Below are 25,171 nucleotides of genomic sequence, written 5' to 3'. Positions count from 1 at the left end.
TCCGCGTGGCCGAGGACAGTGGTCGCGCCGAGGCAGGGGCGGCTCCCGCCGGTGCTCCGGCCACGGATGCCGCCCCCGTCGGGTTCCGCTTCGACCAGCTCGACGGCTTCCGCATCGGGGTGACGAGCGATCGCCGATCAGAAGACCTCATCGACGCGCTGAAGCGCCGGGGGGCGACCGTGCTCCACGCGCCCACCCTGAAGATGGCCGACCGGGTCGATGACGAACCCATCCTGGCCGACACTCGCGCCATGATCGCCGCCCGGCCCGACGTTCTGCTGGCGACGACGTCGTATGGCATCCGCCGATGGTTCGAAGTCGCCGACGCCGATGGCCTCGGCGACGAGCTGCTCGACGCCCTGAAGGACACGACCATCCTGGTGCGCGGGCCGAAGGCTCGGGGCGGCATCCGCGCGGCTGGACTCAATGACACGGGCATGAGCGACCAGGAGACCACCGCGAGTCTCGTGACGAAGACTCTGAACGACTTCTCGAGCCCGCAGACCGTCGCCATCCAGCTGCACGGCTACACCGACGAACACCAACTCGACCGGCTGCGCGCCGCAGGGCACCGGGTGCTCACCGTCGCGCCCTACCGCTGGCTGAGCCCCGACACCACCGATCCGCGGGTCGAGCGTCTCATCGAGGCCATCGCGGGACAGCAACTCGACGCGGTCACGTTCACGAGCGCGCCGGCTGTGCACGCACTCATCAGCACCGCCGAAGCGCTCGGCAGACTGAACGAGGTGGCCGGGGGGTTCCGGTCGGCCGTCCTGGCGGCAGCCGTGGGACCGGTCACCGCGGAACCCCTCATCGCGCTCGGGATCCCGGTCATCCAGCCTCAGCGGTTCCGCCTCGGCGCGCTGATCAAACTCGTCTGCGACCACCTCGAACAGCACCGCGTCACGCAGCTCCAGACCCGGCACGGACTTCTCGAGCTCCGCGGCGCGGTGGTGCTGCTCGACGGCACGAGGTCGGTGCTGCCGCCGACCTCGCTCGCGCTGCTCCGAACTCTGGCTGCGGCCGGCGGCGACGTTGTTCCCCGCGTGAGCCTGGCGGCCTCCACTCCCACGATGCTCGACGACCATGCGTTGGAAGTCGCGCTGAGCAGGCTGAGGCAGAATCTCACACAGCCCGCGCTCGTCGAAACAGTAATCAAGCGCGGTTACCGGCTCGCGATCTAGTTCGAACAACCTTAACGGTTGGTCGCGGACAGGTTGCGGGCTGGCAAGAAGACCAGAACGAAACACGTACTACAGCAGCTTTTTGACAAAAATTTCACGATTACCGCGCGGAGACCGCTGAAGAACACTCCGTTGAAGGGAAGGACGCCGGTGTCTCACAAACCCATAGCGCTCTGCTCGGCGAGCCGCCGAATCGTCGTACAACACCAGAACGGCAAGACGTAGACATCACGGAGGCGCCGACCTGAGACGCCTCAAAAACCTTTAGGTTTTCAAGGCACTCTGCTGACCGCCTTGAACGAACTTAACCCCGAGATCTTGTCCGGGCTGTCCTAGAGGATAACGACTGGATCGTGCGCGGCCTCAGACAGAAAAAGCGCCTTCGTTCTCGTCATTTGCCGAGGCTTTGGGCATAAAGACAGACGGCAGAACCTTTCCGTGGCGTTCACGTAGATAGTTGATGCTGGCTTCCGAGTCTGGGTCGTAGCCGAGTGCATCCTTCACGAACTTCATCCGATGACGTGCGTCCTGAATGATGCGAGCCCAAGTGACCGCCCGGATAGTGACGCGCCTACCGTCTTCGGAGTAATCCTGATACACGTCCTCTGGCAGATTGCCCTGCCCAAACTTGTGCTTGATGCGCGGATCGATCTCGTCGCCCACTATCCAGAATTCCCAGGTCGTCTGGACCGCAGCAAAGCGATTGTCGCTGGCTACGGTCTGGGCATAGTTCTCAATCTGATCAAGTTGATGCTTCCCGATCGACACGGACGGACGCTTGAGTTCGATCACAATGTGCTCGCGGTGGTTTCGTGACTGTTCGATGACACGGCTGAGCATCATGTCGACAACGATCACTCGTCCATCCGAGTCGACCACAGGCTCGTCCAAATCGCCAGGAGTGAGATCATCCCGCCCTAACAACCCGGTATGTGACCTGAGGGCAGTGCGAAGTGTGTTGTCGTCGACAGTAAGCGCGTACTCCTCGCGGAACACCCATGTTTCTTCGGCGAGGATGCGGTGGAGCTGGCGGCGCTCGGTCACTAATTTCTTCAGCTGGCGATCGTTAATGATCTGTTCGAGGCCGGTCAGAAATTCGAGGCGACCCAGGACCTGGTTGCCCGCGCGCAGTAATGCTCCGAGGGAAGTCTTTTTGATGAGATCACTGAGCTCGTTAGCTTGCTCCGGAGGGAGGTTAAGAACCTCCTCAAGAATGTGTCGAATGCTGGACGGGCTCGTCTCGACTGCGTTCTTCAGCAGTTCCAGCGAGAACTTGCGTGACGCGAAGTCAGATTTCTCAACCACGGGAGCTGCCGCGACTGCGACGATGTCGAAGATGCCGCGTGCGGCCTCTTCAATCTTGTTCTTTGGAGGCTTCCGGAAAGGATACGAATCCTCGTCGCGCCACTGCTTGATGAGCTTGGCGGAGCGCTCTTCTTCTTTCGATGCGAAATGCGTTTTCAACGCCTCACGAGTCGCGTCGAGGACTGACTTAATAGGCTCAGGTGCACCGTCTTCGAGAGTCAGCAGGTCGGCATCGGCGGCGAAACCCGCCCATTTCACATATCCGGTGAAGTGATAGCCCGGAGCCTGGATACCTGGCTTCATGTCGTGCAGTGAGTTTCCTGCAGCATCGCAGAGGTACAGATGCCGCTGCACGGCAGACTTCCACTCGATCACTGTGAGAGTGATTGAGCCGTCAACACCTTCAACGAGGACCGGGATGTCGACCTGGTCTTTCTTGAGCGCTTCGACATCGAGATGTTGCCTGCGCCAGGACAGGTCAAGTCCGTACTGCTCGATGTGCAGAGCGAAGGTCGTCAAGAGATCTTCGACCACTGCGTCTGATTCGGCATACGCAGCGCCGCGCTGGGACAGCGCGGCAATCTCGACGGTGACGCCAGTTTCGGCGTCGAGGGCGGGCGATAGGTCTGAGACGGCAAATCGCTTTAGTTCTGCCTTGTTCGCAGAAATGGTGAACCGTACTCGACCGTCTGCCGTGCTTTCGGCGACACTCGTCCAGCGGACCGAATCGCCGATTCCCAGTGCGGCCCACCGACCTTCGCCGCGCTTCCCGTGTAGGGCGCGGCCACCGAGACTCTGCTGGGTGAGACGCTTCCAAGAATGTCCCAGGGCTCCAAAGGTCTGTTTGCGATCGTCGGGTGCAATACCCGTACCGTTATCGATCACGGTGATCTTTTCAGGGCCACCCAATGCACCGAACTCCACGTCAAGTGCGATGTTCGTGGCGTCCGCATCGATCGCGTTCCAGACCAGCTCGGCCAGCGCAACTCTGGGTGTTTTGGCGAGTGTGACGAGATGCGCTTGCTCCACGACGACGTCGAGATTCTCCATAAGCACAGCATGGCATGAGGTACCGGTTCCTCGGCTTGAGGGCGGCGTGGTCGCTCGCCTCGCCGGGTACGGAGTGATCTTGACTCTCAGGCTTTCCACTTTGCAACTCCAGCCTCAGTTGAAAAGCAATGGATGATCCTGATTCCACTGCCGAATCAAGGCCGTGACGATGGCTTCAAGTTCGCGCAGACACCCCCAGTTGCTAGTTGAGGACGTAGTTTTCTAAGCCTGCCCAGAGTTCAGCGGATTGGTTGAACTCCCCGGCTTGGGGTGCAGCGTTGGTGTACACGAACGTGGCGTGGTTCGCGGCGGTCGCGGTGGCAAGGTCTCCCCAGACGGGGTCGCGACGGCGGACCTGGTGGCCGCGGTCGAGGTCGTTGCGAGCGTACAGCTCCGGGCCGGCCTGCTCATTCGCGGGGATGTAGCCGATGGTGCTCGCCGGGCGTAGCGAAATCTAAGCAGTATGAGGCTAGCGCCCCGCAGAACGTCCTCACCGGCTCCACTTCGATGCGACGACGGGCAGCGTAAGCGATTCACAGCTCGGGCCATGTCGGCGCACTTCTATAGAGTTGAATGCGGCGGCGGGGGCAGCATTGTGAAGACCGGCAGGGTCAAACGGCACAGAGCGTCGACACACGGAGAAGACGATGACTGACGACGGCGAAACCTACCGAGTCCGAGTGCCAAAGGGCGCGTATCTGGCGGAGTCTAAGGACACCGCCGGAAACAAGCGAGCGCTCCTGTTTGACATCGAGACGGGCAAGCTCCTCGGGCCGCCCGAACTCTTCCAGGACGCCAGGGCAGGGGACCACGATGAATACGTTTACGAGTATTTGTCCCAGCCTGAACAAGAACCCATGACGGCAGAAGAACGCGAACAGATGATCGCGGACGTGCTGGCGTTGCTAGTGGCACTGACCAAGCTCGCGGTCTTCATTCATGAGAAGGCGATGCCGCGTGTTCGCAGATGGTGGGTTGAGACGGTACGCCCGGCGCTACAGCGCAGGCAGTTGCGAAAGTTAGCTAGGTCAGCGGAACTACCCGTGCCGAGCGAAGCCCAGGCCGCTACGAGCTACCTTGCCGACCTAAGCAAGAAGGCGCCCGAAGAATTCTCGCGAGTCATAGACGAAGCATTCGATCAATACCGGGCGAGCATGAGCCCGGAGGAAGCGAGTCAACGACGGCTCGCTGTCATAGCAGCCGAGGCTTTCATCGACGAGCAAAAACAGATCTTGTTGAACACGCACGTGAAGTACGACTTCCAGCGAGAGCTAACCAGCACGTTTGACCGGCTTTCCGTTCAACAGTTGCCCGCGGCGATTACGCTGGCTCTGGAGACTAAGGCGGCAGTACCGCAGGAAGCTGTCGACGGCCTGGCTGAGGGTGACAAACTCGTGGAGGTTCGCCGGGTGCCCGTCAAGCGATGAGTTGCACCGCGCCATAGCTGTAATGCGCACCCCGCCACACAGAGATGTGCCGAGACCGGTGGTGGTGCATAAGCCCGGCCGGTCCTCGAGCCCTAGCTTTTGCGTCTTGCAGTCTTCGCGCCTTCTGCGAATCTTAAAATCAGCCTCTTGACATAATATCCAATATCGGCTTGCGGCGGCTGAGCGGACAAATTTGGCAGCTGTAGCTGATCATCCAGCCATCCGGTCAAAGGCTCACGAAACATTCCGCGTCTGCACGGCAGCGTCAGACCGCGGGCGCCGCAGGCGGCAGCAGCACCTTCACGCCGTGGCGCTGCAGGGCATCGGCGAGCTCGGGGGGCGGCTCCTGGTCGGTGACGAGGTAGTCGGCGGCGCCGAGGGCGGCGACCTGGGCGAAGAGGGGGGCGCCGAATTTGGAGGAGTCGGCGAGGATGGCGACGCGGGTCGCGCGGGCGATCATCTCGCCCATCATGACGGCTTCGCTGACGTTGCTGGTGGAGTAGCCGCCGTCTGCCGACACGGCGCCGACGGAGATGAGGGCGAGGTCGCAGCGCAGTTCGAGGTCGGTGGAGCGGCCGGTGACGCGGAAGCTCACGGGGCCGACGGTCGACTGGCCGGCGAAGCGCACGGCGCCGCCGAAGAGGTAGAGGTCGTTCACGGCCTTCGGTGAGACCTCGGCGGGGATGCGCAGGTTGTTGGTCGCGATGGTCAGCTCGCGGTGGTTGCGGAGGTGCCGGGCGAGGGCGAGGCAGGTCGTGCCGGCGTTGATCATGATGACGGAGGCGTCGTCGACGAGGGTTGCGGCTAGTTCGCCGATCTTCTCCTTGGCCGTGGTGTGCAGTTGCATGCGCACGTCGAGCTTCTTCTCGGTGACGACCATGGCCGAGCGGCTGACCGCTCCGCCGTGGGTGCGCACGACGATTCCGTCGGCGTCGAGCTGGTCGAGGTCGCGGCGGATGGTGTCGGAGGAGACCCCGAAACGGGCGGACAGCATGGCGACGGTGACCTGGTCGACCTCGGCGACGAAGGCGGCGATCTCGGCCTTCCGCCCGGCCGGCAGGCGCACGGGTTGCAGGGAATTCTCGGTGCTCTGCCTGTCGCCCACAGAGCATGTCTAGCAGATGGTCGCAGGCTTTCGCGTATTTGTGCGCCCCATACCCGAAATGTATGCATACTTGTGCCGCAAAATTCATGTTGACGCGAGATGCGGCGCGCATTACCATCGGATCACGCTGATAAGCGCATAAAACAGCACTTTCCCGTAACACTAAGCAATCACTGAAGATTGGATGAACATGAGCAACGTTGCTCGAGGCCGTCGGGTCAAGCTCGCAGGGCTGGCCCTCGCGACGACGGCTGTCCTCCTCACCGCCGGCTGCAGCAGCAGTGGCAGTTCCACCAGCGCCGACGGCAAGGTGACGATCGAGTTCTCGCAGTGGTGGGGATCCGAACTCCCCGACGGCGACCTGCAGAAGATCGTGGACGACTTCCAGACCGCGAACCCGAACATCACGGTCAAGCTCCTCACACAGCCGTACTCCTCCCTGCAGGACCAGACCACCACTGCAGGCGTCTCCGGCACCCTGTCCGACGTGGTCGGCCTCGACGGGGCCTGGGTGAACAACCTTGTCAAGCAGGGCGCGCTCGACAACCTCAGCGACGAGATGAAGTCGTCGAACTACGATGCGAGCCAGCTCTCCAGCCAGGTGCAGATCGACGGGTCGACCTACGCGATCCCTGTCGTGAACTTCGTCTACCCGCTCTTCACGAACGACACGCTGCTGGCGCAGGCCGGCGTCACCACTCCCCCGGCGACCCGGAGCGAGTTCCTGACCGACGCCGAGGCGGTCACCGCGAAGACCTCCGCGAAGGGCTGGATCCTCCCGCTCGGAACCACCAACCCGAACGGCGTTCAGAACGACGTGATGTCGTGGCTCTGGGCATCCGGCGGCAGCATGCTGAAAGACGGCAAGCCCGACCTCACCAACGACGGCGTGAAGAGCGCGGTCGACTACGTGAAGTCGCTCTACGACGCGAAGGTCGTGGCCGACGGCACGTTCACCCTGCAGGAGCCCGACAAGGTGACCCAGTTCACCAACGGACAGGTCGGGATGATGGTCGACTCCCTCGCCCACATCACCACCATTCGCAAGGCCAACCCCGACCTGAAGTTCAGCATCTCGGCGATTCCCGCAGAAGACGGTTACACCGGCAAGCGCGGCATCCCGTTCGCCTCGTGGGGCATCGGCGTCTCGAACAACTCGGCGCACAAGGCTGAGGCATGGAAGTTCGTGCAGTACATGATGAGCAAAGACGTCAACGCCAACATCTCGAGCCTCGCGCACGGCTTCCCGGCGAACAGCACGGCGACGCCCGACTTCACCGGATCCGACCCGCTGTACGAAGAGGCCTTCAAGATCTACCAGGCCGGATACCCCGCGAACGAGTTCGTCGGTCTGCCCACCTCAGACCAGCTGATGCGCGACTTCGACACCGAGTTCCAGAAGACGCTCAACGGCGACGGGAGCGTGAGCGACATGCTCTCCACCACTCAGGCGAGCTGGTCCAAGGCCTTCTAGGCCCCCTGCCAGACCTCGATGCAGACCGGTCGTGCCACATCCATCACCCCCATGGCGGATGTGGCACGACCCTCCCTCCTGAAAGAAGTACGACTATGACAGCTCTGCGAACGGGACGCACACCGTCCCGGTTCGGATCGGCACGCCTGGCGGCCAAGTCCGCCCCCTACGGCTTCGTCGCTCCCACCGCGATCCTCCTGATCGCGCTGATGGTCGTTCCGATCATCCTGGTCATCGGCTACTCGGTCTCCGACGGCGCGATCACCACCAAGAACGCCTCGTTCGCGGGCCTCACCAACTACATCACCCTGCTCACCGACCCGGAATTCTGGAACGCCGCCCTCAACACGCTGGTGTTCACCGTCTCGAGTGTCGTCGCCCACCTCCTCATCGGCCTCGGCTTTTCGCTGATGCTCAACTCGAAGCTGATCGGCGCGGTGCCGCGGGCCGTCTTCCGGGTGATCTACATCCTCCCGTGGCTCTTCACCGCCGCCATCATCGCGGTGCTCTGGCGACTGCTGCTCGACCCGCAGGGCGTCATCAACTACCTGCTCCAGTCGGTGCACCTCACCGGCAGCCCGATCGCCTGGTTCGGTGACCCCTCCTCCGCACTGCTCGCCGTGACCGTGATGAACATCTGGGCGGGCTACCCCTTCTTCATGATCAGCCTCCTCGCGGGACTCCAGGGCGTACCCGCCGACCTCTATGAGGCGGCGCGCGTCGACGGCGCATCCGGATTCCAGCAGTTTCTGAACGTGACGCTGCCGCAGCTGCGCCCGATCATCATCTCGATGGCCATGCTCGACGTGCTCTGGACCACCCAGCAGTTCGCGCTCATCTGGCTCACCACGGGAGGTGGCCCCATCAGCGTCACCGAGATGCTGAGCACCGTCACCTACAAGCTCGCCTTCACGGGCTTCGACTTCTCGGCCGCTTCGGCGAGCGCAGTGATCGTGCTGGTCTTCTCGCTCATCGTCGCCGTCTTCTACGTGCGTTCACAGCGATCGGAGAGCTGATCATGGCCACCATCACGACCACCCGCAAGAACGCCAGGGCCACGGATGCCCGCACCGACGGGCCCGCCAAAGGAGGCGGAAGCGGCGCCGCGGCCATCACGGTGCACCGCGCCCCCCGCAAGATCGGGTTGCGCCTCGGCCTCCTCCTCGGCCTGCTCGCCGGAGCCGTCTTCGCCGGCTTCCCCGTGTTCTGGATGCTCATCAGCAGTTTCAAGACGAACACCGAGATCTTCGCCTACCCGCCGCAGATCATCACCCAGGGTTTCAGCTTCGACGCCTACCTCGCCGTGCTGAACGACCCGGAGGAGATCCGCTTCTTCATCAACAGCTACATCGTCGCCCTGTCGGTGACCGCGCTGACCGTGCTGTTCGCCATCATGGCGGCCTACGCGTTCAGCCGGTACGAGTTCCGGGGCAAGCGGGTGATGAACGTCATCATCATCGGCACCCAGGCCGTGCCACCGATCGCCCTGATCATCCCGTTCTTCGGCCTGATGGTGACGCTCGGCCTCTACAACACGTACGCGGGCCTGATCCTGACCTACATCGTGTTCACGCTGCCCTACGCGATCATCATGATGACCGCATACTTCAACACCCTGCCCAAGGAGCTCGACGAGGCCGTCAAGGTCGACGGGGCCGGCGCGTGGACGGCGCTCTGGCGCATCCTGGTGCCGATCTCGGTGCCCGGCATCGTCTCGGTCGCGGTGTACACCTTCATGATCTCGTGGAACGAATACCTGTTCGCGCTGACCCTGACGCGCACCAACGACCTCCGTACGGTGCCGGTGGGGATCCAGCTGCTCATCGGGCAGAACTCCTACGAGTGGAACCAGATGATGGCCATCTCGATCATGGGCAGCATCCCTGTGCTCCTGCTCTTCCTCATCTTCCAGCGCTACTTCATCGGCGGCCTCACCTCCGGCTCCGTCAAGAGCTGAGCCGCGGCATCCGTCGCCTGGCCCGCCGCCGCTCCCCCAAACCCTCCATCCACCCGCACCACCACCCAACAAGGAGAAGTACCCACAATGCTGATGACCGGTAAAGACCTGCTCGCCGTCGCAAACGAACACAACTTCGCGATTCCGGCGTTCAACGTCAGCGACTACGCCATGATGAACGGCCTCTTCGAGATCAGCGAAGAGAAGAACGCGCCGATGATCATCGCGATCCACCCGGACGAGGTCAGCCACCTCGGAGTGGAAGCCATCCTGGCGATCCGCGAGCGGGCCCACAAGTCGAGCATCCCGGTGGCGATCCACTGGGACCACGGCGGATCGTACGAGCAGATGCTCACCGCGATCCAGGCCGGCTTCACCTCGGTGATGATCGACATGTCGATGCGGCCCTTCGACGAGAACGTGGCCGTCACCAAGCGCGTCGTCGACACGGCCCACGACGTCGGCCTCTCGGTCGAAGGTGAGCTCGGCACGATCGGCAAACTCGACGAAGAAGCCGAAGAGGGCGGCGAGATCATCTACACGGTTCCCTCGGAGGCCGTCGACTTCGTCAAGCAGACCGGCGTGGACAGCCTCGCCATCGCCATCGGAACCAGCCACGGCCTGTACCCGGCCGACCTCGAGCCGAAACTCCGCATCGACCTGCTGCAGGAGATCAAAGCGCTGCTGCCCATCCCCCTCGTGCTGCACGGCGGCTCGAACAACCCCGACTCGGAGATCGCGGAGGCCGTCAAGTACGGCGTCAACAAGATCAACATCTCCAGCGACATCAAAGCGGCGTACCATGACGCGATGCGGAAGGAACTCGAGAACAAGGGCCTGCGCGAGCCGAACACCATCCAGCCGCCCGCCATCGCCGCCATGAAGAAGGTCGCCGCCCACAAGATCGACCTGTTCGAAGCCGCCGGCAAGGCCGAGCTGTACTAGTCGCATGGTGAGCTCCGAAACCGTCCTGGGCCTCGGCGGCACCGTCGACTACGAGATCGACTGGGACTCCGCCGTGCTCGAACACCTAGCCGTCGAATACGGCGTCACGGTCTCGGAGCTCACCACGCGGCATCCGATCGCCAGCGAACGGGACCTCGTCGTCTCGGTGCTGGCGTTCCTCCAGACCGGTTCCGGAGGAGAGCGCTTCGTCGCCTCCTCCGGCATCGTCGAAACGTTCGCCGCGCGTTTCACCAGCCGCGTGACCCTCGGCGGCACGGGCGTGCGGGCCGCGCTCGCGATGGAGGTGCTCGGCGTCACGAGCACGCTGCACCTCGTGAGCATCGACGACCACGTGCGCCGGCTCCTGCCGCCCGGCAGCGGCTACATCAGCAGCGCGGCAGACGATTCGACAGACCCGCACCTGATCATCCAGTTCCCTGTCGGAGCGCGAGTGCGTGTCGGAGGTGCAGTGCTGGCGGCCAGTCACGCCAACCGGCTGATCTACTCGAACGACCCGCCCAACCAGACCCTCTACCTGAGCGCCGAGTTGCCGGCGGCGTTGCGGCAGGCGACACTCTTCCTCGTCTCCGGGTTCAATTCGATGCAGGATGCCGCGGCCCTCGACGAGCGCCTCGGTGAGCTTCGGGCGGCGATGGCCTGCCTGCCCGACGGCGCCACCGTCTTCTACGAGGATTCGGGCTTCCACCGGCCGGAGTTCACCGCGCGGGTGCTTGCCGCGCTGCTCGACACGATCGACGTCTACTCGATGAACGAGGACGAACTCGAGAACCACCTCGGCCGCACGGTCGACCTGCTCGACCCGTCGGCGGTGCACGCCGCCCTGGTGGACATCGGCACGCTCATTCCGGCCCGCCACCTGGTGGTGCACACGAAGTACTGGTCCGTGGTGATGGGCGGCGATGCCGGCTCGGCTTCGGATACCGCTCCAGCCTCAGATGCAGCCTCGGGTGCAGCCTCAGATGCAGCCGGCTACCGCGAGGCGCTTCGCGGCGGCATCCTGATGGCCAGCACCCGCTACCGTTTCGGCGACGGTTTCACGCTGGCCGACTATGAGGGGATGGCCGGAGAGCGCCAGAACCCGGCCGGGGTCGCGGTGGCTGCGGCGCTGCGTGAGCTGCTGCCCGGCGCCGTCTGCATCCCGGGGTTCCAGCTCGACGACCCCTCCCCCACCACGATCGGCCTCGGGGACTCGTTCGTGGGCGGATTCATCGCGGCACTCCGGCGCGGCCGCGCGGTCTGACCCACTCGGGGCGGCCGGCGGTGGCCGGGGATGGCCGGGAGGAGAAGACGCACGCGCAGGAGCAGTCGAGTGGGCGACTTGGGCCCCAAAATTCCCATTTTGGGGCCCAAAGTGCCCACCGGATTCCGGGTGGGCGGCGGCGCCGGGTGGGCGGCGACTCCGGGGGGGGGGGGGGACTCCGGGTGGGCGGCGCTCAGGCGGGACGGGCCAGGGCAGCCAGCCAGCCGGCGAGGTGCGCGAGCAACGCGGGCGCCGCGGACAGGTCGGCGGGGCGGGGATCGGGGCCGAACACGCCCCAGAGCGGATGGGCGGGGTCGTGACGGTGGGTGCCGAAGGGGTCTCCGGCGGGGTCGGGCGAGGGGTGGGCATCCAGAGCCGGAAGACGGTCGAGGTGCACGAGGGCGGGCTCGGTGGCGGCGAGCAGAGTGCTCTCGAAGGCGCCGGCGTGGTCGGGCGGGAGGGGTGCGTCGGGGCATCGGTTGACACCGGTGCCGACGACGCGGAGCGGGGAGGGGCCGGCGTTCCAGCGGGCGGTGAGGTCGTCGACCATGTCCAGCTGCTCGTCGGCGAAGTGGCCGGTGAAGACCATGGCGGTGCGCACTCCGAAGGAGTCGAGGCGCGCCAGCGTCGACTCGAGGTGCGAGACGATCGCCTCGGGGCCGGGCATCATGATCGTCCACGGATAGTCGCCGTGGCCGCCCCCGGTGCCCTGGTAGACGACCGGCAGCACGATTCCTCCGGTGAGGAGTGCCGCCGCTTCGCAGAGCGCTTTGGCGTTCATAGCGTCGAGGCCGATGGGGAGGTGCGGGCCGTGGAACTCGAGGGTTCCGAGCGGCAGGTAGGCGAGGGGTGCGGCCGCGATGGCGACGTCGAGCTCGGCGGGGCTCAGGCGCTCAGCGCGCACCTCGGGGGCGCCCGGCGGCACCTCGAGCGCGTCCGGCGCCGCCCCAGCATCAGCGCCGACAGCACCGCCAGCGCCGGCAGCGCCGGACGAAGACCCGACAGCCGGTGGGATGACCGTCACTGGTAGTAGTTCCGGATCCAGGCGTGGTCGGCCAGCTGCGCACGCAACTCCTCGGGGAACGGCAGGCCGTCCGAGTAGCCGACGTTCCGCGAGATGTTGCGGCTGCTGCTCATCCCCGCGATGACCGTCGACACCTCGGGCGACGACAGAACGTACTTCACCGCGGCCTCCGCGAGCGAGGAGTAGTACGGCGAGACCAGTCTCTTCAGCGCTTCGACCCGTTCGTAGGTCTCGGTGAACCGCTCGCCCCGGAACATCTCCTTCTGCTGCGAGCCCTCCTCCCAGGAGTCGTAGGTCGCGGGCGTCCAGAGGCCGGAGAGCGAGCCGGAGTCGAACGCGACCCGGTCGATGATGGCGGTGTCGCTGGCGGCACTGGCGGGGAAGAGGCGTTCGGTGGGGCGCTGCTCGAAGAGGTTGAAGATGACCTGGATGGAGTCGACGAGGCCGAGGGCCGCGACATCCACTCCCTCATCGGGGCGGTAGTCGCGGAGCGAGACACCGACGCGGTCAACTTTGCCCTCGACGCGCAGGGCGTTCAGGGTCTCGAGCCAGTCGAGCGAGGTGAGCGCGGAGGGCGCCCAGCAGTGCAACTGGAGCAGGTCGAGGCGTTCTACACCGAGGCGGGTGAGTGCGGCATCCACTCCCTCCCGGAGGTACCACTCGGGGTAGCGGCCGCGCATGAGAGGAGCGTCGTCGTCGGGGTCGGGCCAGCGGAGCGGCTGGATCTTCGTGGCGACGTAGACCTTGTCGCCCTGCCAGCGACGGAGGGACTCGCCGATGACCTCCTCGCTGTGCCCGGCGCCGTAGAGCTCGGCGGTGTCGACGAAGTTGATGCCCTGCTCGTAGGCCTGCAGCAGCGCGCCGATCGATTCTTCGTCGTCGACGGTGCCCCACTGGCCGCCGAGCTGCCAGGCGCCGAACGAGATCTCGCTGACCTGCCAGCCGGTGCGGCCGAACGTTCTGTAGTGCATGGGAGGTGCCTTTCGAGGGAGTCGGGGTGGTGGGTCAGGACAGTTGGGTCAGGGGGTGGGTCAAGACGGTTGGGTCAGGACGGTCGCGCCAGGGGGGCATCAGGCCAGCGCGGGGGCCGGGGCGGCCACGCGCAGGATGACGAGGTCGTCGAGGGGGGTGCCGGCGGAGTAGACGCCGCCGAGCAGGTGCGCGCCGTCGTCGGTCGCGGTGACACCCGTGCCGGTGAGGGTGGCAGCGGTGAGGGTGTCCGCGCGGGCCGCAGCGCCTTCAGACGAATGGATGCCCGTGCCGGGCGTCCCCGCCTCGAGATGCCCGATCGTGGCGATGTGCACCCGCTCGGCGCCGACGGCGATCGTCAGGGCGGCCAGGCCGCCGACGGTCTCGATGCGCGGATCGGAGAGCAGAACATCCAGAACGCCGTGGTGGCCCGAGAAACGCAGGGTGCCGGTGAAGGCGAGGTCGCCTTCAGTGCCCCCGGCTGCCGCGAACAGGAACCGGCCGTCGGCCGCGCGCGCCGCCCCGCCGAACGTCTCGACCTTCCCGTCGGGCAGCGCCTCGACGTAGGCCACGAAGCTCGCCTTGACGGCCCACTCGAGGCGGGCGCCCTGCGCGGGGCGGGCGCCCTGCGCGAGGCGGGCGCCCTGCGCGGGTGCGGTGACACCTGCACCAGGAGCCACCAGCGTCACGACACGAACCGGATCGGCAGCTTCGAGAAGCCGCGCACCAGCTGCTTCGTCCAGCGTTCGGGCGAGCCGACGATGCGGAACTCGCCGGCCTGCACGAGCTCCTCCACCACGATGCGTGTCGCGAGGCGGGCGAACGGGGCGCCCATGCAGGCGTGGATCCCGTCGCCGAACGACATGATCCGGTTGGCCGGCGTGAACTCGCGGGTCAGGTCGAAGGTGTCCGGGTCGTCGTAGATGCGCTCGTCGCGGTTCGCCGAACCCTGCAGGAACATCACGCGCGAGTTCTCCGGGATGACCGTGCCGGCGATCTCGATCTCCTCGGTGGTCTGGCGGGAGAGGTTCTGGCCGGGGGTGTCGTACCGGAGCGACTCCTCGACGAACTGCGGGATCATCGACGGGTTCTCGCGGAGGAACCCCTGGAGCGCCGGGAACTTGTCGAGGATCGCGATGCAGTTCGTGAGCAGCGACGCCGGTGCGTCGCTCGCCGCCGAGAGCACCAGGTGGGCGAGTCCGCCCTGCTCCTCGGGCATCACCTTGCCCGCATGCACGGCGAGGAGGATCTGCGTGAACGCGTCGCTCGAGGTGGTGGGCGACCCCGCGTCGATCTCGGCGCGGCGCTCCTGGAAACGCTCGGCGAGGATCTCCTCGGTCTCGCGGTTGGCCTCCGCCGCGTCATCCGGAACCCCCAGGTGACCGACGATGCGCACCATCGCGCGGAGCAGATGCTCGGAGAACGCCTCGTTGTCGCTCTGCGGGGCGCCGAGCAGGGCGATGCCCATGCCGATGCCCATCGGGATGGCGACGTCTGTGGCGAAGTCCCCGCCGCCGTTCCGCCGGAGGGACCCGACGAGGTCGCGGGTGAACTCGCGCGTGCTGTCCTCCTTCGCGAGGATCTCGCGGGCCGAGAAGGTGCGCCGGACGGCCGCGCGGAGGGCGGTGTGCCGCGGCGGGTCGAGGGCGACGAGCATCCCGTTGCCGTAGGAGTCGTGGGTTCCGTCGATGTCGTTGCCGAGCCGGTTCGAGAGTCGGATGTGGTCACCGAGGCAGGCACGCACGTCGGCGTAGCGCGACACGATGTAGAGGTCACGGTCGCGGTTGTAGTAGACGGGGGCCTTGTCGCGGAGCCGGCGGAACAGGTCGTACGGGTAGTCGTAGTCGGCGTACGAGAGCGGGTCGTAGTGCACCGTGAGGTTCGCCGGGAGCACAAGCTCGGGCGCGTGCACCGTCGTCGTGATGCTCATCGGGCCACCGCCTGAGCTTCGTCGAGGGAACCGACCAGGTTGCGCGCCCACTCGAGGGCCGCGTCGTTCGGCAGCGATCCGTCGCTCGCGTCGTGGCGACCGTATTCGCCCACGCGGGTCGCACCCAGTGCGCTCAGCCGTTCGTCGATGCGTTCGCTGCCTCGACTGTAGGTCTCGTACGAGCTGTCGCCGAGGCCGAACATGGCGTAGCGGATGCCCGTGAGGTCCGGCCGCTCGGTGTCGAGCAGCTCGGCGAACGGCACGGCGCTGGCCGGTAGTCCGCCGTCGCCGTGGGTGGAGCAGACGACGAGCAGGAGAGCGTCGGGGCTGAGGGTCTCGGCGCTGGCGTCGGTCATGTCGACCGATTCGACCTCGTTGTCGGTGCCGAGCTCGTCGACCAGGTCGTCGGCGACCGTCTCGGCGTTGCCCGATTCGGTGCCGTAGAGAATGACGAATTTCATCGGGGGGTTCCTTAGGTGAGGGAGGTGGGAGTGGGGATAAAGGATGCTTCGAGGTCGGCGATGATCGCATCGGCCACCGAGCGGGCGTCCGCCCGGTTCGCGGGGATCGTGCCGACCGGCCCGCGGCGGAACCAGCCGACCGCGTAGAGCCCGTCATCGAGCCGGCCGCGATCGGGGTCGGCCCGGGGCGAGGCCACGGATGCGCGGCTGATGTGGGCGCCGTCGGTCTCGGTGAAGCCGACCGCCGTGCAGACCGAGTCGGCGGGGAGCTCGAGGCTGGCGGAACCGGCAGCGGTTCCGGCAGTGCCGGCACCGCCGGCAGCGCCGGTCGCGGTGAACGTCACGGCCGACACCCGGCCGTCGCCCGTCACGCGGTCGGGGGTCCAGCCGAAGTGGAACGCCACCGTGCGGCCGGCGGCCTCCGGCGACCCCGCGACCAGTTCGCGGATGGCGGCCGCCTTCCCGTCGGCATCCGCGGCATCCGGGGCAGCGGCATCCGGAGCGCCGGCATCCGGAGCGCCGGCATCCGGAGCGCCGGCATCCGGAGCCGCGTCGCTCGTGAACCGCACATCGGCAAGCCGTCCGAGCTCGCGGATCATGGCCACGTCGAACTTGGCCGCGCCGACCGGCGAACGCCCGACGACATCGATGTGCTCGAGCGGGCCGGCGGTGAGAGCGTGGATGACGTCGGCGGCCACGCCGTGCGAGGCGAGCACGTCGGCCGGGGTGAGCATGAGGCGCACGAGATCGGCCGCGACGTTGCCGTTGCCGACGATCACCGTGCGTCGGCCGATGGTGAGGCCCTCGACGCTCTCGGAGGGATGGCCGTTGATGAGGCGGGTCAGTCGTCCGGAGCCGTAGACGCCGGCGAGAGGCGCAGCGGCACCGGTACCGGGGGCGGTGTGGAACGTCTCGATCACGCGATCGGCCCAGAGCCCTGTCGCGAGCACCACGACATCGTTGTCGGCGCGGAGCTGGTCGAGGGAGACATCCGTGCCGATGTCGGTGTTGCCGGCGAACGTCACGCCGTCGCGGGCGAAGAGGCGGTCGAACTGCTTCGCGATCGCCTTCGTGCCGAGATGATCGGGGGCGACGCCGTAGCGGATGAGTCCGTACGGGGCATCGTGCCGGTCGAAGACGGTGATCGCGGCCTGGGGCCAGCGCTTCCGCAGGAATCCGGCGGTGTAGCAGCCCGCGGGGCCCGCACCGACGATCGCGACACGGAGCACCTCGGGCGGGGCAGCTGTCTCGTTCACGGCCGGTGTCTCCTTCGTCTGACTGCGCTGTCGGTGTCGGTGCCGTGTCCGGACCCTTCGGGCGGGCGGGAGCCGGACACGCTCGAAAACTAACAGCCACACCGACCGGCCGGGGTCCCGGGGGCCCGGATTCGCAGCAGGTTGCACGGGATCGCAGACATCCTTGAGGCAAAGTTGTCTGGAAGTGGAGACAATAGGATCATGGCCCGCTTCGTCGTCGAACCCGATTCCCCGCTCACCGCGTGGGGGCAGGTGCACCGCGACCTCCGACGCCGCATCGAACAGGCCGAGTTCACGCGCGGATCGCGCATCCCCTCTGAGGCCGACCTCGTGACGCACTACGGGGTCAGCCGGGAGACCGTGCGACGCGCCATCGAGGCTCTCGTCGCCGATGGGCTGCTACTGGCGAGGCGCGGATCCGGCACCTTCGTCACAGAGAACGGCGATGTGCAGCGTTCCGACATCGACCTGCTGCGGCCGTGGCGCGAACAGCTCCTCGCCACCGGGCACGTCGCGCGCTCCCGGCTCGTCGAGACCTCGGAGCACGTCGCGGTGCCCGAGAACCTGCGGCGCGACGTGGAGTACGACTCCCCCGACGACGTCCGTCACGGGCGACACGTCCAGGAGGTCGACGGCCTGGCGATCGGGGTCACGGATTCGTGGATGCCCGTGCGGGCCACCAGCGACCGCCACGGTCCGGGTACCAGCGCCGCACCGTCGCCGGCAGCCCCCGTCAGTGCGACGAGCACCGTGCGCATCGCGTTCGCCACCACCGGCCAGGCGGCCCTCCTCGGCTCCTACCGCGATGTGCCCCTGCTGGAGGTGACCACCTGCAGCAGACTCAGGGAGACCGGCGAACTCGTCGAACTCGCCCTCACCTCCTGGCTCGCGAGCCGGGTGCGGTTCACCTACGGGCGTGCCCTGACGCTCGGGAACATCGACATGGCCGAGCTGGCCGGCACCCCGTCCGGCTGAAACGCTGCATCACTCCGGGCGATGGCGGTGACGTCGGGACGGAATCGGGACTACCCTCTGATCGCGGCACCGGCGCCGCACTGCAGGATCTCGCGAGGGAGCCCCATGTCACAGATCGTCCACAGCATCGACCTGCCCGTCGACGTCGCCACCGTCTTCGAGTTCTGGATGGACATCGAGTCGTTCCCGGCGATCATGGAGACGGTCACCCGGGTGACGGTGACCGGCCTCCGACACAGCTACTGGGAGATCAGGCTCGGCGGCATCGACTGGGAGTACGACGCGATCGTCACCTCCGTCGTGCGCGGCGACCATATCGACTGGAAGAGCACGACCGGCGAGCTCGAGCTCCTCGGTCGTGCGAGCTTCGAGGCCCTGAATGCCGGGGGCTGCCGATTGACCGTCGAGATCGTCTGGACTCCGCGCAGTTTCGTCGAGCGTGTCGGAGCCCTCTTCGGTGACGACTCCCGGGCCGTGACGCGGGAACTCGACAATTTCCGCGAGTACGTGACCCGGAAGACGGGGGTGCGCCACCGGGTAGCAGACTAGAGGCATGACTGAGCCTCAGGAAGCACGCACCGCCGGCCCCATCACCGTGGCGGTCACCCGCACCGTCTCGCCCGACCGCGCGCGCGAGGCGGCCGCGTGGGCGAGATCCGGGCAGGACCTGATCAGCACCTACCCCGGGTACCTCGGGTCGGGCTGGATCCGGCCCGACCCGTCGTCGGCCGACTGGCACATGCTGTTCCGGTTCGCCGACACCGCCAGCCTCGATGTGTGGGAGAAGTCGGCGGAACGGGCCTGGTGGGTCTCCACCGGACAGGGTCTCGTGGAGCACGGCGACCAGGAACGCCGCACCGGCATCGAGGGCTGGTTCGACGAGCCCGCGGCCGTCGAGGTGATCAGTGCGCAGCCGCGCACTCCCCCGCGGTGGAAGCAGATGATCTCGATCTTCATCGTCTTCTACCCGCTGAGTGTGCTGGCGAACTACCTCGCGGCGCCCCTGCTCGGCGACTGGCCGATCTGGGCGCGGGTGCTCGTCACCGTGATCGTGCTGACGCCGGTGATGACGTACCTCGCCCTGCCGTTCGTGACGCGGGCGCTTCGCCCGTGGCTGCTCCGCGGCCGCTGAGCCGCGCCCCCACCCGCGCGCCACCCGGTGTCGGGCTAGCCGGCGGGGAGGGTCTGCAGGATGTTGGAGAGGATGCTGTCGGCGGAGCTCGGCGAGTCGAAGATGATCGACGAGATGGAGATCCAGTAGCCGGATTCGGTGAAGACGTCGAAGACGGGAGCCTCGGTGTTGCTCTCGACGTAGCCGCGGTTGCCCGAGGTGCCGGAGAGGGCCGCGTTGGCCGTACCCGACGCCTTGATCTTCGCCTCGTTCGTCGCGAGGGACGCTGAACCGGGGTTCGCCACCCCGACGGAGATACTCGAGCCGCTGGCCGAGTTCAGCCAGGAGCAGAGTCTGCCGTCGAGCCCCGCGATCGTCGCGAAGCTGTTGTCGCCGGAGACCTCGGCACCCGGGTCTGTCTTGAAGTCGGGGCTGATCGCGGCGATGGTCGCGTCGGCCACCAGCGATGAGCAGGCGATCGTGACCGGGCTCCCGGTCGTCGCCGCGGGCGAGGAACTCGCGCTCCACGTGGGCGTCGGTGCCGGGCTCGACGTCGGGGTGACCGTCACGGTCACGGTGGGCGCAGGGGTCGCGGCCGGAGTCGACGGGGCGCAGCCCGCGAGCACGGCGATCGACACCCCGATGAGACTGCATGCCGACGTGATGCGGAACGCCCGGGCCGAGCGCGTGAAAGCCTTCATCGATGATCCCCTTGTGTTGTGTGATGATCCTGACACAGCAGGCGCCCCGCGATCGCTCGATTCACTCCAACGGGGGGTACAGTCGCCCCGCACCAATCGGGTGGGCAGTTCGGGCCCCAAACGGCCCGTTTTAGGGCCGAAAGTGCCCACTCGATGGGGTGGGGTGGGGGCCGGGTGGGTGGGGGCGGGGACGGAGGCGGGGGGTCAGCGCAGTTGGGTGCCGTGGACGGCCAGGGGGTCGATGAGGGCGATCTCGTCTGGGGTGAGGGGTGCGGCGTGCACGGCGGCGATGTTGTTCTCCAGCTGCCCGACGCTCGAGGCGCCGATGAGCGCGGTGGTGACCGACGGCTGCCGCAGCACCCAGGTGAGGGCGAGCTGGGCGAGGCTCTGCCCGCGCGACGCTGCGATGTCGTTCAACGCCCGCGCCCGCGCGAGGTACGTGTCGCCGATCGCGCCCGGCTGCAGCCAGCGACCCTCGGATGCCCGCGACCCGTCCGGCACGGATCCGCCGAGGTAACGGTCGGTGAGGAGGCCCTGCGCGAGCGGCGAGAACGCGATGCTGCCGATGCCGAGGTCGGCGAGGGTGTCGAGCAGCCCGTCTTCGGGGGTGCGGTCGAACATGCTGTAGCGCGGCTGGTGGATGAGCAGCGGCACCTTGAACTCGGCGAGCGCCGCCGCTGCGGCGCGGGTCTGCTCGGGGTTGTAGTTCGAGATGCCGACGTAGAGCGCCTTGCCGCTCTGCACGGCGTGCGCGAGGGCGCCCATGGTCTCCTCGATCGGGGTCTCCGGATCGGGACGGTGCGAGTAGAAGATGTCGAAGTAGTCGAGGCCCGTACGTTTCAGCGAGGCATCCAGACTCGACAGCATGTACTTGCGCGAGCCGAACACCTGGTACGGCCCCGACCACATGTCGTAACCGGCCTTCGATGAGATGATCAGCTCGTCACGGTACGGACGCAGGTCTTCGGCGAAGATGCGCCCGAAGTTCGACTCGGCGGAGCCGGGGGGCGGGCCATAGTTGTTCGCGATGTCGATGTGCGTCACGCCGAGGTCGAAGGCGCGCCGGATGATCGCCCGCTGGGTCTCGAGCGGCTTGTCGTTGCCGAAGTTGTTCCAGAGCCCGAGCGAGATCGCGGGGAGCTTCAGGCCGCTGCGACCGACCCTGTTGTACTGCATTGTGTCGTAACGTGAAGAGTCGGCAACGTGAGGGTACATAGGGAAAGCCTATCCACCCGGACCGACCTTCCAGAGAAGGACATGTGATGACAGACCAGAAGCTCACGATCGGCTACAAGGCGTCCGCCGAACAGTTCACCCCGACGCAGCTGCTCGACTTCGGGGTGCAGGCCGAGCAGGCCGGCTTCGAGTCGATCTTCATCTCCGACCACCTGCAGCCGTGGCGCCACACCGGCGGGCACGCGCCGGCCGCGATCCCGTGGATGGGGGCGCTCGGCGCTCGCACGTCGAAGATCGTGATGGGCACCTCTGTTCTGACGCCGACGTTCCGCTACCACCCCGCGGTCATCGCGCAGGCGTTCGGCACCCTCGGTGAGATGTTCCCGGAACGGGTCATCCTGGGCGTCGGCACCGGCGAATCGCTGAACGAGTCGGCTCTCGGCATCCCGTGGCCCGACATCAAGGAGCGCTTCGCCCGCCTGAAGGAGGCCGTACTGCTCATCCAGCGTCTCTGGACCGAAGAGCGCGTCACACACAACGGCGAGTTCTACACGGTCGACAACGTCACCATCTACGACCGCCCCGAGAAGCCGGTGCCCATCTACATCGGCGCATCCGGGCCCGCGGCGACGCGCCTCGCGGGCCGCATCGCCGACGGGTTCATCACCACGTCGGGCAAGGCGCCTGCGCTCTACTCGGACACCCTGGTTCCCGCGCTCGAAGACGGCATCGCGAAGGGCGAACGGGCCGAGGGCGCCGTCGACCGCCTGATGGAGATGAAGGTCTCATTCGACCACGACGGGGCGCGCGCCCTCGAAGACACCCGGTTCTGGGGTGCGCTCGCGCTGAGCCCCGACGAGAAGATGAGCGTCGAAGACCCGAGCGAGATGGAGCGGCTCGCCGACGAACTGCCGATCGAACGGGTCGCGTCGCGCTGGATCGTGTCGACGGATGCCGACGAGCACGTTGAACGCATCCAGCAGTACATCGACCTGGGGTTCCGCCACCTCGTCTTCCACGCGCCCGGCCACGACCAGGAGCGGTTCATCAAGCTCTACGGCGAAGAGGTCATCCCGCGACTGCGCGCGCTGTAGGAGGGCTGGGCCGCGGGCCGGCCGGTGGGGGGTGCGGCGGGCCGGGCCGGGCCTGCGATGCCTCAGCCGGGCCCGTCGCTCGCGGCGGCGAGCAGCGGCACCACGATGTCGCTGATCGGGGTCGGGATGCCGCGGGCCCGCCCCCGGCGCCGCACGACGTCGTTGCGGATGCTCCATTCCAGCGGCCGCCCCGCCTCCCGGTCGGCCAGGATCGAGGTGCCCTGGTCGGGCGGGAACGCCTGGAACGCCTCGAGGATCTGCCGCGGCACCTCGTCGCCCAACACCGCGCCCTCCGCCCGGGCGACCGCGAGGCACTCCCGGAGGTAGTCGAGCGAGAGCTCCGCGATGTCATCGCGGCCGAACATGCCGGCGCGACGGCCCGTCAGCGCCATCAGCCCCGCCATCGCGTTCTGCAGGAGCTTCCGCCACGCGACCGAGGTGAAGTCCGGCGCCAGCTCGACCGCGCAGAGCGTCCCGTCGAGCACGTCGACCACGATGCGGGCCGCCGGAAGGTTGGGCAGAGTGAGCCGGGCGGGGCCGCGCAGCCGCACGGATCCGTTCTGCTGGGTCTCAGCGGGGAACCACACCACCGCGGGCAGCACCGCTCCGGCGGGGGCGTGCGGCCCGACGGCCGCCAGCTGCTCGACGCCGTTCTGCAGCACGCAGACGACGGTGCCGGAATGGCAGAGGGCCGCGAGCCAGGGGGCCGCAGCATCCACCTGCGTCGCTTTGACCGCGAGGAAGACGAGGTCGACGGTGCCCCCGATGTCGGCCGGGTCGGTGTGAACCGGTCCCGGAACCTCGATGACGGCGTCTGCCGTGCTCAACTCGAGGCCATCGCGGGCGGTGCGGCCGCAGAGCAGGGGCGTGCGGCCGACCGCATGCAGCGCGGCGGCGACGGTGGTACCGATCGCGCCGGGACCGACGATCGCGACGCGCGGGCGCACTGACTGCTCGGGACTGGTCTGGGCCATGCCGATGAGGTTACTCTGTTACACATGCTTGGTAAAGTCGGTAACCATGTTTCACCCGACGACGGCGGCCTCACCCGCTGGCTGGGCGGCGTGCAGTCGCGCAGTGGCGACCTCGCACCGAGCGAGACGAAGGTCGTGCACCTGCTGCTCGCCGACCCGCTGTTCGTCGGCACGAGCACCACGGCGCAAGTCGCGGCGCGGGCCGGTGTGTCGGCGCCCAGCGTGGTGCGGGCAGCTCGCGCCGTCGGATTCACCGGATTCACCGAACTGAAGCTCGAGATCGCCCGTGCCCGCGGCACCACGGAGTTCTTCGCCCCGCCGGGAGCGCTCGACGAGAACGCCACGACGGCCGCGGTGCTCGAAACGGCCATCCGCACCGGTGCGGATGCGCTCGGAGCGCTCGGCGGAGCGCTCGACCCCGCCGCCCTCGATCAGGCGGTCGGCGCCCTGCGGCGGGCGGGCCAGGTGATCGTGATCGGTGCGGGCACGTCGGCTGCTGTCGCCGCCGACGCCGTCTTCCGCTTCCGGGCGCTCGGCCTCCGGGTCTCCGCCATCCCCGACCACGAATCGGCGATGATCGCGATGCGGCTCCTCTCCACGGAAGACGTGGTCATCGCCGTCAGCTCGACCGGACGCACGGCCTCGACGCTCAGTGTCGCCGACGCGGCATCCTCCTCCGGCGCGACCCTCGTCGCGATCACGAACCAGAGCGACACTCCCCTGGCGGTGCTCGCCGACGTCGCCCTCGTCGTCGGAGGAGCACCCCTCCAGACGCAGATGGCCGCCGCAGGCAGCCGCCTCGCGCAGCTCGTCGTCGTCGACACGCTGGCGGCGGCGCTGGCCCTCGGCGACCCTGACAGGATGCGCCGGGCCGAGCGTGCCGGTATCGATCTGCCCGACATCACCTGATGCAGCCCGGCACCATCGCGATCGTGCTCGTCGCCGCCCTGGCGCACGCGGTCTGGAACACGGTGTCGAAGTACAAGCGGGGCGACACGTTCCTGTTCGTCTGGGCGTACACCTCGGCTGCGACCCTGCTCTGCCTCCCGCTCGCCCTGGCCGCCCTCGCCGCGGGCAGCCAGACGCTCAGCTGGCAGCTCGCGGCCGGCGCCGTCGTCTCCGCCGCCCTGCACGTGACCTACTCCCTGACACTCCAGAGCGGGTACGACCGTTTCGACCTCGGCGTGGTCTACCCCGTCGCCCGCGGAACGGGGCCCGTTCTCACCCTGCTGTTCGCCATCCTGCTGTTCGGGGAACGGCTGAGTGCAATCGCGATCCTCGGCGCGGTCGTGGTGGTGGCGGGCATCGTGGTCGTCGCGGGCAACCCCTTCCGGGCCGGCGCACGGCATCCGTTTCGCGGCGTGCTCTGGGGCGCAGCCACCGGAGCCGCCATCGCCGGCTACACCCTGTGGGACAGCCTCTCGGTGACGACCCTCCACCTCGACCCGGTGACCTACTTCACCGGCACGTTCCTCGTGCAGAGCCTGGTGCTGACGCCGTTCGCCCTCCGCCGCCGGAGCAGGATCCGGTTCACCCTCCTTGCAGACGCGGGCCCGATCCTCACCGTCGCGGTGCTGTCGCCGCTGGCTTACATCCTCGTCCTGACAGCGATGCAGACTGCACCCGTGGCCCTCGTCGCTCCGCTCCGCGAATCCTCCATCGTCATCGGGTCACTGCTCGCGTGGTGGCTCTTCCGGGAAGCCCACCTGGCGCGGCGCATCGTCGGCGCCGTCATCGTGCTCGCCGGAATCGCGGCCATCAGCCTCTGACGGCGTTCTGCGGCGGCGTGCCG

General features: G+C 67.2%; 24 protein-coding genes and 1 pseudogene. 13 read left to right on the top strand and 12 right to left on the bottom strand.

From position 1 onward, the window contains the following. Positions 1–5: 5 nt before the first annotated feature. Positions 6–1,184 (top strand): uroporphyrinogen-III synthase, encoded by a 1,179-nt coding sequence (locus FB464_RS16260; RefSeq protein WP_116416758.1) that lies wholly within the window; start codon positions 6–8, stop codon positions 1,182–1,184. Between the two features lie 363 nt (positions 1,185–1,547). On the opposite strand, the gene FB464_RS16255 is transcribed toward FB464_RS16260, so the two are convergent. Both FB464_RS16255 and FB464_RS16250 read right to left on the bottom strand, forming a co-directional pair. Beyond that, positions 1,548–3,539: an ATP-binding protein gene (locus FB464_RS16255; RefSeq protein ID WP_116416106.1), complete on the bottom strand. Its 1,992-nt coding sequence runs from the start codon at positions 3,537–3,539 to the stop codon at positions 1,548–1,550. A gap of 208 nt (positions 3,540–3,747) precedes the next feature. Then, a pseudogene (locus FB464_RS16250) lies at positions 3,748–3,960 on the bottom strand (DNA/RNA non-specific endonuclease); the annotation flags it as partial. Between the two features lie 226 nt (positions 3,961–4,186). On the opposite strand from FB464_RS16250, the gene FB464_RS16245 reads away from it, so the two are divergent. Further along, positions 4,187–4,966 carry a hypothetical protein gene (locus FB464_RS16245; RefSeq protein ID WP_116416108.1) on the top strand — a complete coding sequence of 260 codons (780 nt, stop codon included), beginning with the start codon at positions 4,187–4,189 and terminating at the stop codon, positions 4,964–4,966. A 265-nt stretch (positions 4,967–5,231) separates the two neighbouring features. On the opposite strand, the gene FB464_RS16240 is transcribed toward FB464_RS16245, so the two are convergent. After that, on the bottom strand, positions 5,232–6,071 hold the full coding sequence (locus FB464_RS16240) for a DeoR/GlpR family DNA-binding transcription regulator (protein WP_116416109.1): 840 nt from the start codon (positions 6,069–6,071) through the stop codon (positions 5,232–5,234). Positions 6,072–6,261: 190 nt separating this feature from the next. On the opposite strand from FB464_RS16240, the gene FB464_RS16235 reads away from it, so the two are divergent. The 5 genes from FB464_RS16235 to FB464_RS16215 all read left to right on the top strand — a co-directional run bounded on the left by FB464_RS16235 (position 6,262) and on the right by FB464_RS16215 (position 11,708). Further along, positions 6,262–7,545, top strand: coding sequence for an ABC transporter substrate-binding protein (locus FB464_RS16235; RefSeq protein ID WP_116416759.1), 1,284 nt, complete (start codon positions 6,262–6,264; stop codon positions 7,543–7,545). 95 nt (positions 7,546–7,640) lie between these two features. Then, a complete protein-coding gene (locus FB464_RS16230; protein WP_116416110.1) occupies positions 7,641–8,561 on the top strand; it encodes a carbohydrate ABC transporter permease in 921 nt (306 codons plus the stop codon). 2 nt (positions 8,562–8,563) lie between these two features. Next, the gene (locus FB464_RS16225) at positions 8,564–9,502 is read left to right on the top strand and encodes a carbohydrate ABC transporter permease (RefSeq protein WP_116416111.1); all 939 of its coding nucleotides are present in this window, start codon (positions 8,564–8,566) and stop codon (positions 9,500–9,502) included. A gap of 93 nt (positions 9,503–9,595) precedes the next feature. Further along, positions 9,596–10,447 (top strand): ketose-bisphosphate aldolase, encoded by an 852-nt coding sequence (locus FB464_RS16220; RefSeq protein ID WP_246093105.1) that lies wholly within the window; start codon positions 9,596–9,598, stop codon positions 10,445–10,447. A gap of 4 nt (positions 10,448–10,451) precedes the next feature. Next, the gene (locus tag FB464_RS16215) at positions 10,452–11,708 is read left to right on the top strand and encodes an ADP-dependent glucokinase/phosphofructokinase (RefSeq protein WP_246093104.1); all 1,257 of its coding nucleotides are present in this window, start codon (positions 10,452–10,454) and stop codon (positions 11,706–11,708) included. A 193-nt stretch (positions 11,709–11,901) separates the two neighbouring features. Here the strand turns inward: FB464_RS16215 and FB464_RS16210 are convergent, their stop codons facing one another. The 6 genes from FB464_RS16210 to FB464_RS16185 form a co-directional block, all read right to left on the bottom strand. Further along, positions 11,902–12,732: a creatininase family protein gene (locus FB464_RS16210; protein ID WP_246093103.1), complete on the bottom strand. Its 831-nt coding sequence runs from the start codon at positions 12,730–12,732 to the stop codon at positions 11,902–11,904. Next, positions 12,729–13,703 carry an aldo/keto reductase gene (locus FB464_RS16205; RefSeq protein ID WP_116416113.1) on the bottom strand — a complete coding sequence of 325 codons (975 nt, stop codon included), beginning with the start codon at positions 13,701–13,703 and terminating at the stop codon, positions 12,729–12,731. The genes FB464_RS16210 and FB464_RS16205 overlap by 4 nt, the downstream gene beginning before the upstream one ends. A 99-nt stretch (positions 13,704–13,802) precedes the next feature. After that, positions 13,803–14,381 carry an HtaA domain-containing protein gene (locus FB464_RS16200; protein ID WP_170152003.1) on the bottom strand — a complete coding sequence of 193 codons (579 nt, stop codon included), beginning with the start codon at positions 14,379–14,381 and terminating at the stop codon, positions 13,803–13,805. Positions 14,382–14,386: 5 nt separating this feature from the next. After that, entirely contained in the window at positions 14,387–15,631 is a 1,245-nt protein-coding gene (locus FB464_RS16195; protein WP_116416115.1) for a cytochrome P450, read from the bottom strand. Further along, positions 15,628–16,092, bottom strand: a complete 465-nt coding sequence (locus FB464_RS16190; RefSeq protein WP_116416116.1) for a flavodoxin domain-containing protein — start codon at positions 16,090–16,092, stop codon at positions 15,628–15,630. The genes FB464_RS16195 and FB464_RS16190 overlap by 4 nt, the downstream gene beginning before the upstream one ends. 11 nt (positions 16,093–16,103) lie before the next feature. Further along, positions 16,104–17,348, bottom strand: a complete 1,245-nt coding sequence (locus tag FB464_RS16185; protein ID WP_170152004.1) for an FAD-dependent oxidoreductase — start codon at positions 17,346–17,348, stop codon at positions 16,104–16,106. Between the two features lie 201 nt (positions 17,349–17,549). Between FB464_RS16185 and FB464_RS16180 the strand changes: the two genes are divergently transcribed. The 3 genes from FB464_RS16180 to FB464_RS16170 all read left to right on the top strand — a co-directional run bounded on the left by FB464_RS16180 (position 17,550) and on the right by FB464_RS16170 (position 19,455). Beyond that, positions 17,550–18,323: a GntR family transcriptional regulator gene (locus tag FB464_RS16180; RefSeq protein ID WP_142206741.1), complete on the top strand. Its 774-nt coding sequence runs from the start codon at positions 17,550–17,552 to the stop codon at positions 18,321–18,323. 105 nt (positions 18,324–18,428) lie between these two features. Then, complete coding sequence (locus FB464_RS16175; RefSeq protein ID WP_170152005.1) at positions 18,429–18,872, top strand: SRPBCC family protein; 444 nt, start codon at positions 18,429–18,431, stop codon at positions 18,870–18,872. 4 nt (positions 18,873–18,876) lie between these two features. Further along, the gene (locus FB464_RS16170; RefSeq protein WP_116416120.1) at positions 18,877–19,455 is read left to right on the top strand and encodes a putative antibiotic biosynthesis monooxygenase; all 579 of its coding nucleotides are present in this window, start codon (positions 18,877–18,879) and stop codon (positions 19,453–19,455) included. Between the two features lie 35 nt (positions 19,456–19,490). On the opposite strand, the gene FB464_RS16165 is transcribed toward FB464_RS16170, so the two are convergent. After that, positions 19,491–20,135 carry a hypothetical protein gene (locus FB464_RS16165; protein ID WP_116416121.1) on the bottom strand — a complete coding sequence of 215 codons (645 nt, stop codon included), beginning with the start codon at positions 20,133–20,135 and terminating at the stop codon, positions 19,491–19,493. 204 nt (positions 20,136–20,339) lie between these two features. Beyond that, complete coding sequence (locus FB464_RS16160) at positions 20,340–21,350, bottom strand: aldo/keto reductase (RefSeq protein WP_116416122.1); 1,011 nt, start codon at positions 21,348–21,350, stop codon at positions 20,340–20,342. Positions 21,351–21,397: 47 nt separating this feature from the next. Here FB464_RS16160 and fgd point away from each other — a divergent pair, with 47 nt between their 5' ends. After that, positions 21,398–22,405, top strand: coding sequence for a glucose-6-phosphate dehydrogenase (coenzyme-F420) (fgd, locus tag FB464_RS16155; protein WP_116416123.1), 1,008 nt, complete (start codon positions 21,398–21,400; stop codon positions 22,403–22,405). A 62-nt stretch (positions 22,406–22,467) separates the two neighbouring features. Here fgd and FB464_RS16150 read toward each other — a convergent pair whose 3' ends face one another. Then, a complete protein-coding gene (locus tag FB464_RS16150) occupies positions 22,468–23,379 on the bottom strand; it encodes an oxidoreductase (RefSeq protein ID WP_116416124.1) in 912 nt (303 codons plus the stop codon). A gap of 24 nt (positions 23,380–23,403) precedes the next feature. Here FB464_RS16150 and FB464_RS16145 point away from each other — a divergent pair, with 24 nt between their 5' ends. Both FB464_RS16145 and FB464_RS16140 read left to right on the top strand, forming a co-directional pair. Next, on the top strand, positions 23,404–24,288 hold the full coding sequence (locus tag FB464_RS16145; RefSeq protein ID WP_116416125.1) for a MurR/RpiR family transcriptional regulator: 885 nt from the start codon (positions 23,404–23,406) through the stop codon (positions 24,286–24,288). Further along, positions 24,288–25,148: a DMT family transporter gene (locus tag FB464_RS16140; protein ID WP_116416126.1), complete on the top strand. Its 861-nt coding sequence runs from the start codon at positions 24,288–24,290 to the stop codon at positions 25,146–25,148. Before FB464_RS16145 ends, FB464_RS16140 begins: the two co-directional genes overlap by 1 nt. Positions 25,149–25,171 lie beyond the last annotated feature (23 nt).

This window comes from Subtercola boreus, from assembly GCF_006716115.1.
Taxonomy (GTDB): domain Bacteria; phylum Actinomycetota; class Actinomycetes; order Actinomycetales; family Microbacteriaceae; genus Subtercola; species Subtercola boreus.
This window is presented reverse-complemented; position numbering and strand designations above follow the sequence as displayed.